At 40.3% G+C, this 16,385-nt stretch carries 18 protein-coding genes and 1 pseudogene; 18 read left to right on the top strand and 1 reads right to left on the bottom strand.

What is annotated here, in order from left to right; genetic code table 11:
• Position 1 precedes the first annotated feature (1 nt).
• The gene (locus MOJ78_RS14680; protein ID WP_304978082.1) at positions 2–373 is read right to left on the bottom strand and encodes a type IV pilus modification PilV family protein; all 372 of its coding nucleotides are present in this window, start codon (positions 371–373) and stop codon (positions 2–4) included.
• A 113-nt stretch (positions 374–486) separates the two neighbouring features.
• On the opposite strand from MOJ78_RS14680, the gene MOJ78_RS14675 reads away from it, so the two are divergent.
• The 18 genes and pseudogenes from MOJ78_RS14675 (at position 487) to MOJ78_RS14590 (ending at position 16,193) form a co-directional block, all read left to right on the top strand.
• Complete coding sequence (locus MOJ78_RS14675) at positions 487–2,115, top strand: GspE/PulE family protein (protein WP_304978081.1); 1,629 nt, start codon at positions 487–489, stop codon at positions 2,113–2,115.
• 12 nt (positions 2,116–2,127) lie between these two features.
• On the top strand, positions 2,128–3,180 hold the full coding sequence (locus MOJ78_RS14670) for a type IV pilus twitching motility protein PilT (protein ID WP_304978080.1): 1,053 nt from the start codon (positions 2,128–2,130) through the stop codon (positions 3,178–3,180).
• Positions 3,181–4,392, top strand: a complete 1,212-nt coding sequence (locus MOJ78_RS14665; RefSeq protein ID WP_304978079.1) for a type II secretion system F family protein — start codon at positions 3,181–3,183, stop codon at positions 4,390–4,392. It abuts the gene before it with no gap.
• 43 nt (positions 4,393–4,435) lie between these two features.
• A complete protein-coding gene (locus MOJ78_RS14660) occupies positions 4,436–4,900 on the top strand; it encodes a type II secretion system protein (protein ID WP_304978078.1) in 465 nt (154 codons plus the stop codon).
• Between the two features lie 58 nt (positions 4,901–4,958).
• Complete coding sequence (locus tag MOJ78_RS14655) at positions 4,959–5,696, top strand: prepilin peptidase (RefSeq protein WP_304978077.1); 738 nt, start codon at positions 4,959–4,961, stop codon at positions 5,694–5,696.
• A gap of 70 nt (positions 5,697–5,766) precedes the next feature.
• Positions 5,767–6,741, top strand: coding sequence for a type IV pilus biogenesis protein PilM (gene pilM, locus MOJ78_RS14650; protein WP_304978076.1), 975 nt, complete (start codon positions 5,767–5,769; stop codon positions 6,739–6,741).
• A gap of 6 nt (positions 6,742–6,747) precedes the next feature.
• Entirely contained in the window at positions 6,748–7,332 is a 585-nt protein-coding gene (locus MOJ78_RS14645) for a hypothetical protein (RefSeq protein WP_304978075.1), read from the top strand.
• The gene (locus tag MOJ78_RS14640; protein WP_304978074.1) at positions 7,332–7,916 is read left to right on the top strand and encodes a hypothetical protein; all 585 of its coding nucleotides are present in this window, start codon (positions 7,332–7,334) and stop codon (positions 7,914–7,916) included. Before MOJ78_RS14645 ends, MOJ78_RS14640 begins: the two co-directional genes overlap by 1 nt.
• 162 nt (positions 7,917–8,078) lie before the next feature.
• Positions 8,079–9,125, top strand: a complete 1,047-nt coding sequence (locus tag MOJ78_RS14635) for an SPOR domain-containing protein (RefSeq protein WP_304978073.1) — start codon at positions 8,079–8,081, stop codon at positions 9,123–9,125.
• A gap of 234 nt (positions 9,126–9,359) precedes the next feature.
• Positions 9,360–9,947, top strand: a complete 588-nt coding sequence (locus MOJ78_RS14630) for a Maf family protein (protein WP_304978072.1) — start codon at positions 9,360–9,362, stop codon at positions 9,945–9,947.
• 25 nt (positions 9,948–9,972) lie between these two features.
• Positions 9,973–10,656, top strand: a complete 684-nt coding sequence (radC, locus tag MOJ78_RS14625; protein WP_304981271.1) for a RadC family protein — start codon at positions 9,973–9,975, stop codon at positions 10,654–10,656.
• Between the two features lie 74 nt (positions 10,657–10,730).
• Positions 10,731–11,771, top strand: a complete 1,041-nt coding sequence (locus MOJ78_RS14620) for a rod shape-determining protein (RefSeq protein WP_304978071.1) — start codon at positions 10,731–10,733, stop codon at positions 11,769–11,771.
• 12 nt (positions 11,772–11,783) lie between these two features.
• On the top strand, positions 11,784–12,677 hold the full coding sequence (gene mreC, locus MOJ78_RS14615; RefSeq protein ID WP_304978070.1) for a rod shape-determining protein MreC: 894 nt from the start codon (positions 11,784–11,786) through the stop codon (positions 12,675–12,677).
• The gene (gene mreD / locus MOJ78_RS14610) at positions 12,674–13,192 is read left to right on the top strand and encodes a rod shape-determining protein MreD (RefSeq protein WP_304978069.1); all 519 of its coding nucleotides are present in this window, start codon (positions 12,674–12,676) and stop codon (positions 13,190–13,192) included. Before mreC ends, mreD begins: the two co-directional genes overlap by 4 nt.
• A gap of 62 nt (positions 13,193–13,254) precedes the next feature.
• Complete coding sequence (gene minC, locus MOJ78_RS14605) at positions 13,255–13,944, top strand: septum site-determining protein MinC (RefSeq protein ID WP_304978068.1); 690 nt, start codon at positions 13,255–13,257, stop codon at positions 13,942–13,944.
• A gap of 17 nt (positions 13,945–13,961) precedes the next feature.
• Positions 13,962–14,759 carry a septum site-determining protein MinD gene (gene minD / locus MOJ78_RS14600; RefSeq protein ID WP_304978067.1) on the top strand — a complete coding sequence of 266 codons (798 nt, stop codon included), beginning with the start codon at positions 13,962–13,964 and terminating at the stop codon, positions 14,757–14,759.
• 123 nt (positions 14,760–14,882) lie between these two features.
• Positions 14,883–15,256 (top strand): annotated as a pseudogene (locus MOJ78_RS14595) (IS1595 family transposase); the annotation flags it as partial.
• 118 nt (positions 15,257–15,374) lie between these two features.
• A complete protein-coding gene (locus MOJ78_RS14590) occupies positions 15,375–16,193 on the top strand; it encodes an SDR family NAD(P)-dependent oxidoreductase (protein ID WP_304978066.1) in 819 nt (272 codons plus the stop codon).
• The last annotated feature ends 192 nt before the right edge of the window (positions 16,194–16,385 follow it).

Here is a 16,385-nt window from a genome sequence, read left to right as displayed (position 1 = left end):
TTTAATTCCCCCAGGAAACGGTTATTGTCAATAGACCTGGAACGCCATCATCGTCATATATTCCTGCCATCGTTATTCGGTGAGATAGTTTTGAAGTTGAAATGGTAGCCCCACTTGACAATTCCGATGTATGTAAAGTGATCAAGTATTGTCCAACAACGTAACTGGTCGATATGTTTTCACCAGCATCCAGTTTATCAAGTTGCCTTACCAGTTCTTCTTCGGCAATGGTTACGGCTTCCTGTTTTCCCTCATGAAGTGCATTTGCAGTCGTAAAAAAACCCATAGATTGGGATAGAAGGACAAAAACAATTCCGATAATAACTATCGTGACTAGTACTTCTATAAGTGACATTCCTCTTTGATTTTCCATCTTCCCACTACTTTCTTCATAATTATCTGTATTTTAACATTATTTGATGTTATTTTATAGTAAAATAGTAGAGTGGAAAATGAGTAAATGGAATCACAAAAGGGGGATGAAGGATGAAAATTCGATTAGGGGATCTTCTTGTTAATGAATCAATTATCACAGAAGGTCAATTAGATGAGGTGCTACGGGAAAAATCGAATAACCAAAAGCTGGGTGATGCACTTTTAGACCGTGGATACATCACGGAGCGGAAACTGATTGAAGTGCTTGAATTTCAACTCGGCATTCCGCATGTCCGATTACCGACAATTCCTATCGATTCAACTTTGACCACGCTCGTACATAAGGACCTAGCACGGAAAAATGTATACTTACCGATACAAAAACAAAATGACAAGCTTGTGGTTGCAATGGCGGATCCACTCGACTTTCATTCAATAGAGGATTTACGACTTTCGACCGGATTCCAAATCAAACCTGTAATTGCAAGTAAAACAGACATAATTCAAGCGATCAACAAGTATTACAGTAATGATAGTATCAAAGACTCATCTATTGATGAAGCGAATGAGTCTGATCAAATAAGCGCTTCCGCAATCAGAGTGGTGGAACAACTTCTAACAAATGCCATAGAAAGCTTTGCCAGTGATATTCACCTCGACCCACATGAGAATCAACTCGTTGTTCGATATCGGATTGATGGACTGTTACATAATGAGCAATCCTTTGCAAAATCAATGCAAAGCGCGATCATTTCAAGAATAAAGGTCATGGCAGAACTCGATATCACAGAGTTCCGTGTACCGCAGGATGGGCGAACAAAAATTAAATTGAATGATACGAAAATAGACTTAAGAATTTCTACTATCCCAACAATGTATGGAGAGAAGGTCGTCATCCGTATATTAGATCTATCTAAAACCCATCTAAGGATGTCGAATCTATCTTTAACAGAAAAGAATGAAGAGAACTTTCTACAGCTCCTGGATAAGCCAAACGGATTAGTGCTCCTGACAGGACCGACTGGCTCAGGTAAAACCTCTACACTCTACACGGGATTAAATCACTTAAATAGTGAAACGGTTAACATCATTACAATTGAAGATCCTGTAGAATATCAACTTGAAGGGATCAATCAAATCCAAGTGAATGACTCAGTTGGTCTTACTTTTTCTACTGGATTACGGTCAATTCTGCGGCAGGACCCGAATATCATCATGGTCGGGGAAATCCGGGATGCGCAAACTGCTGAAATCGCGATTCAAGCTTCTCTCACAGGTCACCTTGTCCTTTCGACGCTTCATACGAATGATGCAATTAGTTCAATTACAAGACTCATTGATATGGGAATTGAGCCTTATTTGATTTCATCTTCTGTTTCTGGTGTTGTCGGGCAGCGTCTTGTTCGGAAGACATGTGATGATTGTAAAGTATCCTACGAACCTACGGATCAAGAAAAACAGCTTTTTGCAACCTACAATATGAAAATCGATAAACTATATAGGGGAGCAGGCTGTACAAGCTGCCGTTCCACCGGCTTTTTACGTAGAATACCGATACACGAAGTACTCATCATTGATGATACGATACGTGATCTGATTATTAATAAGGCCTCAAACGCATCGATAAGAAACCATTATCAATCAATCGGGACGCAATGGTTAATAGAAGATGGACTTGAAAAGGCAAAAAAAGGTCTGACTACAGTTGAAGAAGTAATGCGAGTATCAACAATTGATTAGGGGGCTGGAACAATGGATTACACGATAGAAAAAATAGAGCAGTTGTTAATAAGTGCGCATAAAATACAGGCTTCTGATATCCATTTGTCGATCGGACTGGCACCGATTTTTCGAGTCCATGGAGCGTTGGTTCCTCAAGGCGATCAGGAGATACTGAAGCCCGAGGAAACAGAAACGATCGCTAAGGGGCTGACGAATGATCAACAGTGGGCTCAATTCGACTCTGACGGGGATTTAGACTTTTCTTATGGAGTGCAGGGTGTTTCACGCTTTCGCATTAATGTGTTTCGGCAACGTTCAAGCATCAGCTTAGCAATCCGGGTCATTCCAACAATTATTCCTTCGATAGAAGAATTACAGCTTCCGGAATATTTAAAGAAAATAATGTCGAAAACACAAGGATTGGTGCTGGTAACTGGACCAACAGGAAGCGGAAAGTCAACGACGTTGGCATCTATGATCGATTATGTGAATCATCATATGAACCGTCATATCATAACGCTTGAAGATCCAATTGAGTACTTACACCGTCATGATCAATCAATTATCGTGCAACGTGAAATAAACTTAGATACGATAAGCTTTCCGAGAGGTCTTCGCTCAGCATTACGGCAGGATCCTGACATCATTTTAGTCGGGGAAATGCGGGACCTTGAAACGATTAGAACTGCGATAACGGCAGCCGAAACAGGACATCTCGTGCTCGGAACGTTACATACTACTGATGCACCATCGACAATTGATCGGATCATTGATGTTTTCCCAGCGGAACAGCAAGCTCAAGTTCGAGTTCAGCTTGCCTCAGTTCTTGTTTCTGTACTATCACAGCGGTTAATTCCGAATACGAACCGGGATGGGCGTACATTAGTCAGCGAGCTGCTCATCAACAATGCTGGCGTCTCCAATTTAATCCGTAATGAAAAAATCTATCAGATAAAAAACATTATGCAAACAAGTCGAGCACAAGGAATGTACACGCTTGAAATGTCGATCCAGGAAATGTTGAAGAATGGCAAGGTTTCTCATGAATCTGTAAAGCCATATTTAGATGAGAAGATGGTCTAGATGGCTACTTTCAGTTATATCGGTCGAGATCAGTCGGGAAGGAAAACTAGCGGACAAATTAATGCAGAAACGAGAGTCAATGCAATAACTGTTTTAAAAGAAAAAGGGATTGCAACTACAGAGATCAATGAATATAAGCAAAATGTTTTTACAAAGGAAATTACGATCACTACTGCTTTAAAACCCCGGGAGCTTGTTATTTTTCTTCGTCAATTTGCTGCCTTACTTGAAGCAGGTGTATCTGTAGTTCAATCGGTTCAGATTTTACAGGAGCAATCCGAACAAAAGTCACTGACCAGAGTGCTCACAACGATCCAAGAGCAAGTCCAACAGGGAGAATCTCTATCGAACGCGATGGGAACACATGTAAAGTTTTTTCCGCCGATGGTGATTCAGCTAACTCGAGTTGGTGAAGTGAGCGGTAATTTAGATGAAGCGATGTCAAGACTTGCGGATTATTTCGAGAAACGATATGAAATGAGACAAAAAGTTATTTCTGCCTTAACCTATCCTGCATTATTAGGCATGGTTGCAATTGCCGTCCTTAATGTGATGCTTTACATTGTTATACCGAGATTTACCTCAATGTACGCCAATACGGGAAAGGAACTACCTGAACTCACACAAGCAGTTATCGCACTAAGTGAGTTTGGAAACCGTTACTGGTGGGGAACATTACTTGCTATCGGGATCTTTTTCATAGGACTTTTGATGTGTTTAAAAAATGACACTAGTAGATTTTACATAGATTATGCTATATTAAAAGTGCCAATATTAGGACGAATTCTACAAAAAACGTTAATTATTGAATTTTCCAGGACGTTAAGCTCCTTATTCACTAGTTCCGTTCCTATCCTACAATCCATGACTATTACTCAAAATATTATTAACAACACTGTCTATAAGCGTATGATCGGCGAAGCTTTTGCATCGGTAGAAGAAGGGAATTCGATGACTGTACCAATGAAAAGGCATCGTGTTTTCCCACCTTTAGTACTACATATGATCAGCATAGGAGAACAAACCGGAAACCTCGATGTGATGCTAATGAAAATTACAACGTTTTATGAAGCTGAAGTCGAACACATTACTGAACGACTGCAAGCCCTATTGGAACCAATATTAATTTTAATCCTGTCTGTTGTAGTCGGGATTATTGTCTTGTCTGTTGTGTTGCCTATGTTTGATCTCTATCAAAATATTAATCTCTGATAGAACTTATAGTAAAAAACTTATGAAGGAGGAAATGTTAATCATGAATGAAACAAGCACACCATGCGTACAACGATTGGTAAAATCAGAAAGAGGGTTTACACTCGTTGAATTGCTTGCCACGATTGTCATCCTTGGTATAATTGCTGCAATTGCAGTTCCAGCGATAGGTAATATCATGGAGAATTCTAAAAAAGAAGCCCACCTTGCAAATGCAGAACAAATCATTGAAGCAGCAAGGTTGAAGGTAACATCGGATGGGGGTACATCCGATGCAGACATTACTCTTAACGAGCTAGTTACCGCAGGATTCCTAAGCTCAATTCCGAAAGTGCCTGGTGATGATTCCAACAGTTATCATAAGGATGAAAGTAAGGTTGTCATCTCAAAGGACGGAAATCAAGTGATTTATTCTGTATTGTTAACGGATGGTACAACTGCCTATGTTGCAAATGACAACGGTAGTCCTGTGGCGCAAGGTGATTTAGATACAAGTAAGGTAAATTAACCAAAATGAACCCTCTCCTTCTGAGAGGGTTCATTACTAATTATGTTACGAGGTACCTATGGCTATTTTATTTTTCATTTTCGGATTGATCATGGGTTCGTTTTTCAATGTGGTTGGGTTGAGAATTCCGAAGAAGCAGTCAATTGTCCGTCCGGGATCTCATTGCACCTTTTGTCAAACTCCATTAAAACCGGTTGATTTGATCCCGGTACTATCTTATTTCATAACTCTAGGAAAATGTCGTTACTGTTCTCAGAAGCTAACTATCATCTATCCGACGATCGAACTCGTAACCGGAATTTCATATGCATACGCGTATATCGTGTTCGGATGGGCACCTGCTTTAATTGGCAGTTTGTTGTTTATTTCGCTTTTATTGATTGTTTTTGTATCCGATCTATTTTATATGATCATACCCGATATAATCTTATTATTCTTTGCTCCTATTTTTGTACTTTACCGATTATGGCAGCCGGCAGAACCCTGGTTTGGTGCATGGGCCGGTGCAGCATTGGGATTTGGTTTGCTGCTGCTCATTGCTGTAATAAGTAAAGGCGGCATGGGGGGCGGAGATATAAAACTTTTTGCTGTAATTGGTTTAATGGTTGGATGGAAGGGTGTTTTGCTCATTCTATTCCTTGCTTCCTTAATCGGATCGATTATTGGGTTATGCCTTTTTCTCTTAAAAAAGGTCAAACGCAGGCAGCACATTCCGTTCGGTCCTTTTATCGTATCAGCAGCACTTATTGTATTGTTCTGGGGAGAACCGATATTAGAGTGGTATTTCAGACTTTAAAATTTACAACACTTTTTATTATGTATGAGTAGAATGTGTTTAGTTTTCTGTATAAAAAGGAGTATGCATCATGGGATGGTTTCGAAACAAATCTACAGTCTTTCTCGTAATACAAGATCAAAACGTCCGTTACATATCTCTAAAAAGCAAGTCCCCATTAATTATTCAAAAGCTTGGAGAGAAAAAACTTCCTGCCGGTATGATTGTTGAGGGAAAGGTTATCGAAGTGAAGGCACTTTCGCAATTACTTTTAAGGTGTGTAAAAGAGTGGAGATTGAAGGGGCGGAGGGTTCGGTTTGTCATACCTGATTCAATATCCGTCGTCCGACAGGTTTCGATACCATCGATTATACCTGAGGAAGAGCTGATGGATTACATAAATGTTGAACTCGGTATCTCTATACATATTCCGTTTGATGAACCTGTCATTGATGTTCACAAGCTTCAACGGAAGGGAGAAAACACCGATTATCTATTGTTTGCGGTACCAGAAGCAGTGATGGCTGAATATGTCAAAGCTTTGGAGGACGCAACATTAAAACCGATCGATGCCGAAATATCCGCTCTTGCGAACTACCGACTATTTCACAGACTTGATAAAGTAGACAACAATCAGCATTATTTATCATTGAACATTGACTTGGAAGGGATCAATGCGACGGCTTTTTATCAGCATACTCCTGTTTTCACAAGGTACATTCGATTTGATGAGTCAACTTATTCGCTGACGGGATCTGATAACACTTTGGCAATCGAACGTGAATCAAATGCCTATGATTCTGCTCAAGCCTGGAATGATATGAGCACTGAAATTGAAAGGATCATGAGCTTTTACCAATTCTCACTATCAGAAGGATCGAATAGTATCAATGCTTTGATTATTACAGGAGATCACCCTGAATTAGATATATTTATACAAAAAATCAAATCGGACTTTGCTATTCCAATCGTCGACATTACACAGGAAGAAATTAAATTGGACCGTGGTATGCAGGTACCGTATAAATTTTATACGGCTATTGGTCTAGGATTGAAGGGGGAGTGAACGGATATGGAAGTGGAAATTAATTTACTCCCCCGAAAAAAGAAGTCTATCAATACGAATCGCAAGCTGTACATCCTTTTACTCGTTGTTTTTTTAGTAGGTTCAATTGGGATAGTTACGACAGAATATTTTGCTATGATGGAAATTTCCAGACTCGAAGAAGAAGCTGAATCTCTCAAAAAACTAAGGCTCAAAGTCGAAAACGAGTTGAATGGAACAAGTCCTGCTCAACAAGAGGAAAGCATCCGGAAGGAAATTAATGAGGTCATCTCAAATAGAGTAATAACGTCAGAGGTTGTTGATCAAGTAATGCAACAGCTTCCCGAAAGGGCAATGACATTGAATATCTCATACAAAAACGATGGTGCGGTCAAAGTATTAGGACAGTTTGAACAAATGAGTGATGTTGCAAAGTACCAGAGCCAGTTATTAAATGCTACAGGTATCGAAAAGGTAATCCTCGTCAAGCTGATACGAAATGATGAACAGCTTAAGGCGGACCAAGAAACATCGAATCAAACTCATTACTTTGCGGATCTTTCAATTACGTTTGATCGCGGTATGTTTTTTGATGGAGGCGGATTGAAATAATGGAACACTTCTCATCACAAAAAAGGCTCCTTATACTTCTATCATCTATTGTAGTATTACTGTTAGCTGCAGGGTGCTTTTATGTTCTCTATCCCTCTAAGCAACGGATCCATGCATTGGAATCTGAAATCAAAGTGAACGCTGCCTTTTTAGAGGTTGCAAAAGATAATTCTCAAGAAAAGGATGACAGTTTAGAAATCAGGGAAAATCATCATACGGTTCCAGTAGGTCCTTCCACTGATCAAATGATACGGGACCTTAATACAGCGGAAAAGAATTCAAAGAGCGCAGTACAGAAAATTACGGTTAAAAATGAAGGTGAAGTACATTTACAACAGGGCGATAGCGGAATAGGAAAATCGTTGGACGTGTTACAGCCCTTGACATTTTCATTGGTCGTCAGATCACCTGATTACTCCTCAATTCGTAGCTTTATTAATTCGATTGAAAACAGTGAAAGGGTCTATGTCATCGAAGAGTTAAACTTACCCGGACGAGAAAAGAACTTAGAAAATCCATACGAGTACCAGGTAGAAATCACAACCTTTTTCCAGAAAGTGAGCAAAGAAAAGGCGAGTAATTAAGCGTGTCAAATTTTAACGAAACCTTTTGAGATCAAGACGACATTTGTCTTGTTCTTTTTTATTCAGTTCATGTTATATTCACTCTACTACTCTATTAACTGTTCTATTTTCTAGCAATTTATCATAGGAATGTAAAGAGTGTATGGAAGGGGTTGATGTGGATTGCAAGAGGAAAATAAACGGATAACGATCAAAGTGAACGGCAAGGACAAGCTTGTTACGGAAATAAGAAAGGATGCGGAAATTGCTGCAGCACTCGACAAAAATTCGAAGGATGCACCTTTTGATTGGGTATTCCCAGAAGACAACAGGTCCTCCAACGTAATCCATTTCTCTGAACAACATTATGATAAGGTGGAGAATCGATATAATTCCTCTTATTTTCCTGAAAGAACACCCGGGTTGCCGATTCATCGCAAGAAGAGAAGACTCCCGTTGCAAAAGTCGAATCGATCAAATAACAATCAGTTTCAAATTCCAAAAAAATTGCTGGTACCAATTGCTGGTGCCATTATCGTAGGCAGTATAATAGGAATAATTGTATTAATGATTTTTACAGGTAAGGATTTCGAATCTCAAACGCCGACTGCTGCCACTTCCGACATCTTTTCACCTGAACGAGATGCGACAACTGATGATGGAAAAAGTGCAACCTCTACGACGACAATTGATTTATCGATGGATACTTTTATTGTACAAGGAGGAAAATTTTCAACTGAGGAAAATGCTGGTGAGAGGATCCGCATGGTTCTGGATAGCGGATATGCCGCCGTCCGTTCTGCAGAAGAAAATCGAGTGTTTATCGGAATTGCCCCAACTTTTGATGCAGCAAATGAACTTGCAGCAGATTATGAATCAGTAGTTCCGGATGCCTATGTTCCAAAAGGCTGGACAATTGAGGCAAGCGATGTTCCTGTACCAAAAGGAAGTAATCTAAGCTGGGTTATGGACGGCAAGCAATTATTTGAAGGATTGATTAGCATAAATCCAACGAGCATGAAAGAATATGAAACAAAAATCAATGATTGGAAGAAAGAAGCACTCCGAGCGATCAAAACACTTCCGGCTGAAAACCAGGAAAAAGCAGTCGGGTTCGTTAATACTTTGGCGACTCTACCAGAAAAATCGGAATCAAAGTGGGATTTTCAACAAGGATTACTTGAGATATTCGTAGCCTATCAGACGTTTATATTAGACCTTGAAGGTTAAGACGGATGACCCGAACCACAAATGGGTCATCCGTTTTCAAATAATGTTTAGTAAATTATAAATTGACAACAATAGTCATAAATCCGGTTTCTTTTACGAACTATAAATAAGGAGGGTATGGACTAAATAAAATAGATTGTCTAATAGGAAGGGTTTTGCTATTCTGGATATAATCCCTTCATTATTGCAAGATATGACAATCATTACCTCTATCTATACGTAAAGGATGATTGTATGAACCACCTCATATTAGCCTCAGGCTCACCTCGACGTAAAGAATTACTCGAAATTGTTAACCTTCCATTTACCGTCCAAAAAAGTTCTGTTCATGAAAACATTACAGGTGAAAAAAGTCCAGCTCAGGTTGTAGAGGAGCTCGCATTAAGAAAAGCACAAAGTGTACATTTAGGCAATCATAATGCGATCGTTCTAGGTGCTGATACTATAGTTGCGTTTAATGGACGTATTTTGGGGAAACCAAAAAATGAACAAGATGCAGTTGAGATGATTTCGATGTTATCTGGAAAACAGCATACCGTATATACCGGTGTATCAATCGTAAGTGAGAGTAAGGTTGTAGTCTTTCATGAAGCGACTGATGTTACGTTTTGGAAATTGACAAAAGACGAAATCGAAATGTATGTCCGTGCAGGTGAAAGTATGGATAAAGCAGGCAGCTATGGGATACAAGGGATTGGCGCAACTCTTGTAAGAGCCATTTCTGGAGACTATTACAGTGTTGTAGGTCTACCTATAGCAAGAACGGTCCGTGAGCTGAAAGCTTTCGGCATTACTCAAGATCTCAGTCAGTCACGGAATTGATCCGAAGGAGGATGCCTATTTGGGAATGAAACCCCTGACCATCCGTGATTTTCCATTGAACGAAAGGCCAAGAGAGCGTATGCTAAAAGAAGGTGCGACCGCATTATCCAATCAGGAGTTACTGGCCATCCTGTTGCGCTCAGGAACAAAAGAAGAATCGGTCCTGCAATTATCCCATCGAATGATCCGACAATTTGAAGGATTGAACCTTTTAAAAGACGCAACCATCGATGAACTGACATCGGTGAAGGGAATTGGTAATGCGAAAGCAGTTGAAATCCTGGCCTCGCTAGAACTCGGAAAACGAGTGAACCGACTACAATTAGAAGAACGATATGTGATCCGCTCCCCTGAAGACGGTGCGAAATATGTCATGGACGAAATGCGCTTTCTATCACAAGAGCATTTTGTATGTATTTACTTGAATACTAAAAATCAAGTGCTGCACAAAAAGACCGTATTTATCGGTAGTTTAAACGCGTCCATCGTTCACCCGAGGGAAGTATTTAAAGAAGCGATGCGCCGATCTGCCGCATCGATCATATGTTTTCACAATCACCCAAGTGGGGATCCGAACCCGAGCCGTGAAGATATCGACGTTACACAGCGTCTGACTGAATGCGGTAAAATAATCGGGATTGATCTTCTTGATCACATTATAATCGGAGATCAAAAATTCATTAGTCTTAAAGAAAAAGGCTACGTTTAGACTGTTCAATCCTTTAGGATTGGAGTATAATCAAAGTTATGAGTTTTGCTAGTAATGAAGGGAGATTTACATAAATGTTTGGTGGATTTTCAAGAGATATGGGAATTGATTTAGGAACAGCGAACACGCTCGTATATGTGAAAGGTAAAGGTGTTGTTGTTCGAGAACCATCTGTCGTTGCGATCAATACGCAAAGTGCAACTATTGAAGCGGTTGGTAATGCGGCGAAGAACATGATCGGCCGTACACCGGGAAATATCGTGGCACGACGTCCAATGAAGGATGGAGTGATTGCGGATTACGATACGACTGCAACCATGATGAAATATTATATTCAACAAGCACAAAAGAATCGTTCAGTGTTTTCACGTAAACCTTTTGTTATGGTTTGTGTTCCTTCTGGAATTACAGCAGTTGAAGAACGCGCTGTGAAAGAAGCGACAAAGCAAGCTGGTGCACGTGAGGTTGAGACGATTGAAGAGCCTCTTGCAGCAGCAATCGGAGCCGACCTTCCTGTATGGGAGCCGACAGGCAGTATGGTTGTTGATATCGGTGGAGGTACAACAGAGGTAGCGATCATTTCTCTTGGCGGAATTGTTGAAAAGCAATCGATCCGTGTCGCAGGTGATGAAATGGACGATGACATCATCCAATACATTAAGAAGACCTATAATATCATTATCGGTGAACGCACCGCTGAATCTATCAAGCTGGATATCGGTTCTGCAGATATATCTGATGGTATGGAGGAAATGGACATCCGTGGACGTGACCTTTTAACAGGGCTTCCGAAAACGATCACCATTACGGGTGAAGAAGTTGCCGGTGCTCTGAAGGACACCGTTGATACAATCATGGATGCTGTGAAGCTTGCACTTGAAAAAACACCGCCAGAGCTTGCAGCAGATATTATGGACCGTGGAATCGTGTTGACTGGAGGAGGCGCACTCCTTCGAAATCTTGATCGAATTATTAGTGAAGAAACAAAAATGCCAGTCATCGTAGCGGAAAATGCATTAGATTGCGTTGCGATCGGTACAGGTCGTGCCATTGAAAATTATCATCAATTCAGAAGCAAACCAGGATTTGGCGGCCGCTCGAAATCAAAAATGTAAGAGGTGTGAAACGTGCCGCAATTTTTTTCAAATAAACGGCTGATCATCCTACTTGCAAGTATGATCATTCTTGTAGCCCTAATCGGTTTTTCGATGAAAGAAAGAGAAAACATTACGTGGCCTGAACAATTCCTACATGATACAGTAGGCTGGACACAATCTGTTTTTTATAAACCCGCACACTTTGTCGCGGGTTTCTTTGAGAATATCATCGAAATGAAAGACTTGTATGAACAAAATAAAATATTAAAGCTACAATTAAACGATTACGATCTGCTTGCCAGCAGGGTAAAAGACTTGAAAAGAGAAAATGAAACGTTAAGAAAAACGTTAGAGAAAGAAGAAGCCTTGACGGACTTCAAGGTGTGGCAAACGACTGTTGTTGGACGGGCTCCTGACCCGATGTGGTATCAGTCTGTCAAAATCAATAAAGGATCTCAAGCTGGAATCAAACCGGATATGGCTGTTATATCTGCAGAAGGATTAATAGGAAAAGTCGATGAAGTTTCAGCTTTCCATTCGTCCATCGAATTGATCAGCAGTCATGATCCATCGAATCGTATCTCTGCAATTGTTCAAGGAGAGAAAGATCCTGTCCACGGATTGATCCAGGGATATGATGAAAAAAGAAAAGTTCTACTTATGAAAATGATTCCGATCGATAAACCATTGAAGGAAGGTCAAACGGTTACGACCTCGGGTTATGGTGGTGTTTTTCCGAAAGGCTTGGAAATCGGTAAGATCGTTGGTTTTGAACCTGATAAGGTTGAACCTACCCAGACGGCTTATATTAAACCATCAGCTGATTTATATGATATTCATCACTTAATGGTCGTTGAACGAACGATACAGGAAGTATTAGTAGAGTACGAGGAAGATCTGATTGAGGGGGAAGGAGCGTCATGATTCGATTTCTTCTTCCTTTCATTACATATTTGCTTTTTATCTTTGAGAGTACAGTGATGCAAGTGTTTACGCCGCAGCATATGGACAATGATACAATATTGGTTCCACGTCTCGTAATGATCATGATTGGCTTTATAGCAATGTATCTTTCCCCTATGCGGGGCGTTCTTTATGGTATCGCTTTTGGATTGTTGTACGATTTGATCTATACAGATTTGATCGGTGTCTATATGTTTTCAATGGGGCTGACTGCATACCTTACTGCATTCATTGCTCGTTACTTTCACGGAAATATTTTTGTCACATTATTTATACTGTTGGTTGGTATATCGGCATTCGAAATCACGGTATATGGACTTTATACCTTAATAGGTGTGGCCGAAGTGATGTGGGATACATTTGTTTATCAACGTTACTTACCAACACTTTTACTTAATGGTGTGTTTGTTGTGTTAGTCTATTATCCGCTTCGAAAATGGTTACTCGACCTAGCCATGAATCTCCAAGAAAAATAGCTGTGAAAAAAGGAATACAGAAAGGCATTGTCGAATTTGTGTATGTTGAGGTGAACAGGGCAATGGCGCAGAAACAGAAACAAGGAAAACCACATTACGTTACAATAAAAGGGACGAAGGAAGGCTTGATTCTTCATCTCGATGACGACTGTTCATTTGACCAATTGTTATCGGAACTGGAAGCCAAGCTAATCCGAACGCCCGCTGATGATACGTCCGACATGCCGAAATTATCTGTCAACGTTAAAGTCGGTAAACGATATTTGTCAGAAGAACAAAAAGATCTTTTACGAAAAATTGTTTATCAACAGAAACATTTGCTCGTAGATGAAATCGATAGTGACGTAATTACAAAAGATAAGGCAGAGGAACTGAGGAGAGAAACCGAAGTTACTTCCGTAAGCCGAATGGTTCGATCCGGACAAATTCTTAAAGTACAGGGAGATTTGTTATTGGTCGGTGATGTCAATCCTGGGGGATGCGTGATAGCAACAGGAAATATATTTGTCATGGGCGCATTAAAAGGAACGGCACATGCGGGTTTCGATGGTAAGAAGGATGCGATCGTAACAGCTGCAGTAATGGATGCCAACATGATCCGAATTGCGGATGAATATGTTCAGGCTGAGGAAGGAAACCGATCTCTCGAAACAGTAGGAGAATGTGCCTTCCTTGATGAAGAAAGCAGGTCGATCAAGTTTGATCGCATAAATATATTGCATCAGATTAGACCCGGTTTAAACCGACTGTAGGGAAAGGGGAATGTTTTGTGGGTGAAGCAATCGTTATTACATCCGGAAAAGGTGGAGTAGGAAAAACTACAACTTCAGCAAACATAGGAACATCGCTTGCACTTCTCGGAAAGAAAGTCTGCTTGATCGACACCGATATCGGATTACGGAATCTTGATGTCGTCATGGGACTTGAAAACCGAATCATCTATGATTTAGTGGATGTTGCTCATGGGCGCTGCAAGTTACATCAAGCGTTGATCAAGGATAAACGATTCGAGTGTCTTTATCTTCTTCCGGCAGCTCAGACGAAAGATAAGCATGATATACAACCAGATCAAATGAAAAAAATCGTACAAGAGCTTAAACAGGATTACGACTATGTGATCATCGATTGTCCTGCAGGTATTGAACAAGGGTATAAAAATGCTGTTGCTGGAGCGGACAAGTCCATCGTCGTTACCAATCCTGAAACTTCTTCTGTTCGGGATGCAGACCGAATAATCGGGTTACTAGAGCAAGAGGATATAGAACCGCCGAGGTTGATTGTCAATCGTGTTAAAACACATATGATGGAAAACGGTGACTCGCTTGATGTAGACGAGATTGTTTCGATTCTTTCAATCGAACTGATTGGAGTAGTAATCGATGATGAAAATGTAATTAAAGCTTCAAATCGTGGTGAACCAATCGCATTAAGCCCGGACACGAAAGCATCGATCGCTTACCGGAATATCGCTAGACGAATTTTAGGCGAATCTGTTCCGTTAATGTCTTTACAACAAGACAAGGGCTTAATGAAAAAAATGAAAAGTTTCTTTGGGATGAGGAGTTGACTCTGACGGGTCAGCTCTTTTTATTTTGGCTCTGTTAAAGTTCATTGTTGATATTTTGCATAAATGGAACAAATGTTCTGCAATGAATTCATCAAATAAGTTGGTGATGACCGTGAGAGCAACACGAATACGGCATTATATCGAACTCGTCATCTCAACCGTTGGATTAAATTTATCGAATGTATGACAGAGGGTTATTTTCTCCGTAAATCAGCAGAATTAATAGACGAAGTTACTGCACGTGACCTTGTTCTATTGGAGGCACAAAGCTCCTAACGGCATTAAAGCAAATGGAACTATCAAACTTCCAAGGTATCGTTGAAATGGCCGAGACCTATTTCCTCTACTCTGAAAAAGGACAAAGGAAGATTAAGGATGGAAAATCCCGTAAAAGAGGCGGTTCCGCAAAGAAACGAGGCATAAGAAACGAGCAGGTATATGTATTGGTCGTGAGACACCGTGACAAGTTGATCTTTTCCCAGAGGTTAGGAATGGGTTGATTTACAAAAGAGCAATTAGACAAAGCTATTAGGCATAAACTTTTAAACGAGAATGTGTTTGTGATAAATATTTTTCTGTATTTAAAATTGAGATAGGTAAGGGAGTTAGGAAAATATGAAACCATTACAAGGGAAGATTGCTGTTGTTACAGGTGCTTCCCGTGGAGCGGGTAGAGGGATTGCCTTCGAACTAGGCAGTGCAGGTGCGACGGTGTATGTGACAGGTCGGAGTGTAAAGGGAGCTGCAACCGATAATCGATCAGAAACCATTGAGGAAACTGCCGATGGTGTCACTTCACGAGGAGGTAAGGGCCTCGCCATACGATGTGACCATACAAGCGACAATGACGTGAGAAACCTGTTTGAGCAAATTGAAAGGGAACATGGTCGGATTGATATTTTAGTCAATAGTGTATTTGGTGGCTCCGAAAGTTCTCTACCATCAGGAGATGGACGACATTTTTGGGAACGGCCACTCGAGCATTGGGATGCTATGATGGTTGCTGGACCGCAAGCTTATTTGCTGACTACTCGATACGCTGTACCTCTGATGAAGCAACACCATAAAGGGCTAATTGTGAATATCACATTTTTTATCAAGGACAAGATTTCAGGTAATTTATATTATGATTTAGCTATGAATGCTATCAATCGAATGACACTAGGAATGGCAAAAGAATTAAAGGACTTCAACGTTTCAACCGTTGCTGTTTGCCCAGGTTGGATGAGGACAGAAAGAGTTATAGATTCAGGTTTTGGACCAGAGGATGGAACAACGGAAACAACAGCGTATGTAGGTCGTGCAGTTGTGGCATTGGCAACAGACTCCACGGTATCAAAGTTTTCTGGCGACGCAATAATGGTGGCTAAACTAGCGAGAAAATATGGCTTTACGGATGTAGATGGAACTCAACCTTTGCCATTTGAAGGATAATCAGCTTCCTGTACAATAGGGGCAAGAGTTGAAAATAAGTTAATTTCTAATACAAAAGAAAGATTGTAAAATATTGTACTTAAGCTACAGGGGGCGTTAGTTTAATAGACAATATTCAGTATAGGACTTCCATATAATTGGAAGTCCTATTATTTCTATAAATATCAACACCAGACTTTAACAGAGCCTTTA

It is taken from the genome of Alkalihalobacillus sp. AL-G, from assembly GCF_030643805.1.
Classification (GTDB): Bacteria; Bacillota; Bacilli; order Bacillales; family Fictibacillaceae; genus Pseudalkalibacillus.
Note: the sequence above shows the minus strand (reverse complement) of the source record. Positions and strands in the feature narration are given on the sequence as shown.

Coding starts and splice junctions, on each gene's coding strand:
- MOJ78_RS14660 (WP_304978078.1), top strand. CDS start 4,436: ATGAATGAAACAAGCACACCATGCGTACAACGATTGGTAAAATCAGAA.
- MOJ78_RS14675 (WP_304978081.1), top strand. CDS start 487: ATGAAAATTCGATTAGGGGATCTTCTTGTTAATGAATCAATTATCACA.
- radC (WP_304981271.1), top strand. CDS start 9,973: ATGAAACCCCTGACCATCCGTGATTTTCCATTGAACGAAAGGCCAAGA.
- minC (WP_304978068.1), top strand. CDS start 13,255: ATGGCGCAGAAACAGAAACAAGGAAAACCACATTACGTTACAATAAAA.
- MOJ78_RS14645 (WP_304978075.1), top strand. CDS start 6,748: ATGGAAGTGGAAATTAATTTACTCCCCCGAAAAAAGAAGTCTATCAAT.
- MOJ78_RS14640 (WP_304978074.1), top strand. CDS start 7,332: ATGGAACACTTCTCATCACAAAAAAGGCTCCTTATACTTCTATCATCT.
- MOJ78_RS14590 (WP_304978066.1), top strand. CDS start 15,375: ATGAAACCATTACAAGGGAAGATTGCTGTTGTTACAGGTGCTTCCCGT.
- MOJ78_RS14630 (WP_304978072.1), top strand. CDS start 9,360: ATGAACCACCTCATATTAGCCTCAGGCTCACCTCGACGTAAAGAATTA.
- MOJ78_RS14680 (WP_304978082.1), bottom strand. CDS start 373: ATGGAAAATCAAAGAGGAATGTCACTTATAGAAGTACTAGTCACGATA.
- MOJ78_RS14620 (WP_304978071.1), top strand. CDS start 10,731: ATGTTTGGTGGATTTTCAAGAGATATGGGAATTGATTTAGGAACAGCG.
- mreD (WP_304978069.1), top strand. CDS start 12,674: ATGATTCGATTTCTTCTTCCTTTCATTACATATTTGCTTTTTATCTTT.
- pilM (WP_304978076.1), top strand. CDS start 5,767: ATGGGATGGTTTCGAAACAAATCTACAGTCTTTCTCGTAATACAAGAT.
- MOJ78_RS14665 (WP_304978079.1), top strand. CDS start 3,181: ATGGCTACTTTCAGTTATATCGGTCGAGATCAGTCGGGAAGGAAAACT.
- MOJ78_RS14670 (WP_304978080.1), top strand. CDS start 2,128: ATGGATTACACGATAGAAAAAATAGAGCAGTTGTTAATAAGTGCGCAT.
- MOJ78_RS14655 (WP_304978077.1), top strand. CDS start 4,959: ATGGCTATTTTATTTTTCATTTTCGGATTGATCATGGGTTCGTTTTTC.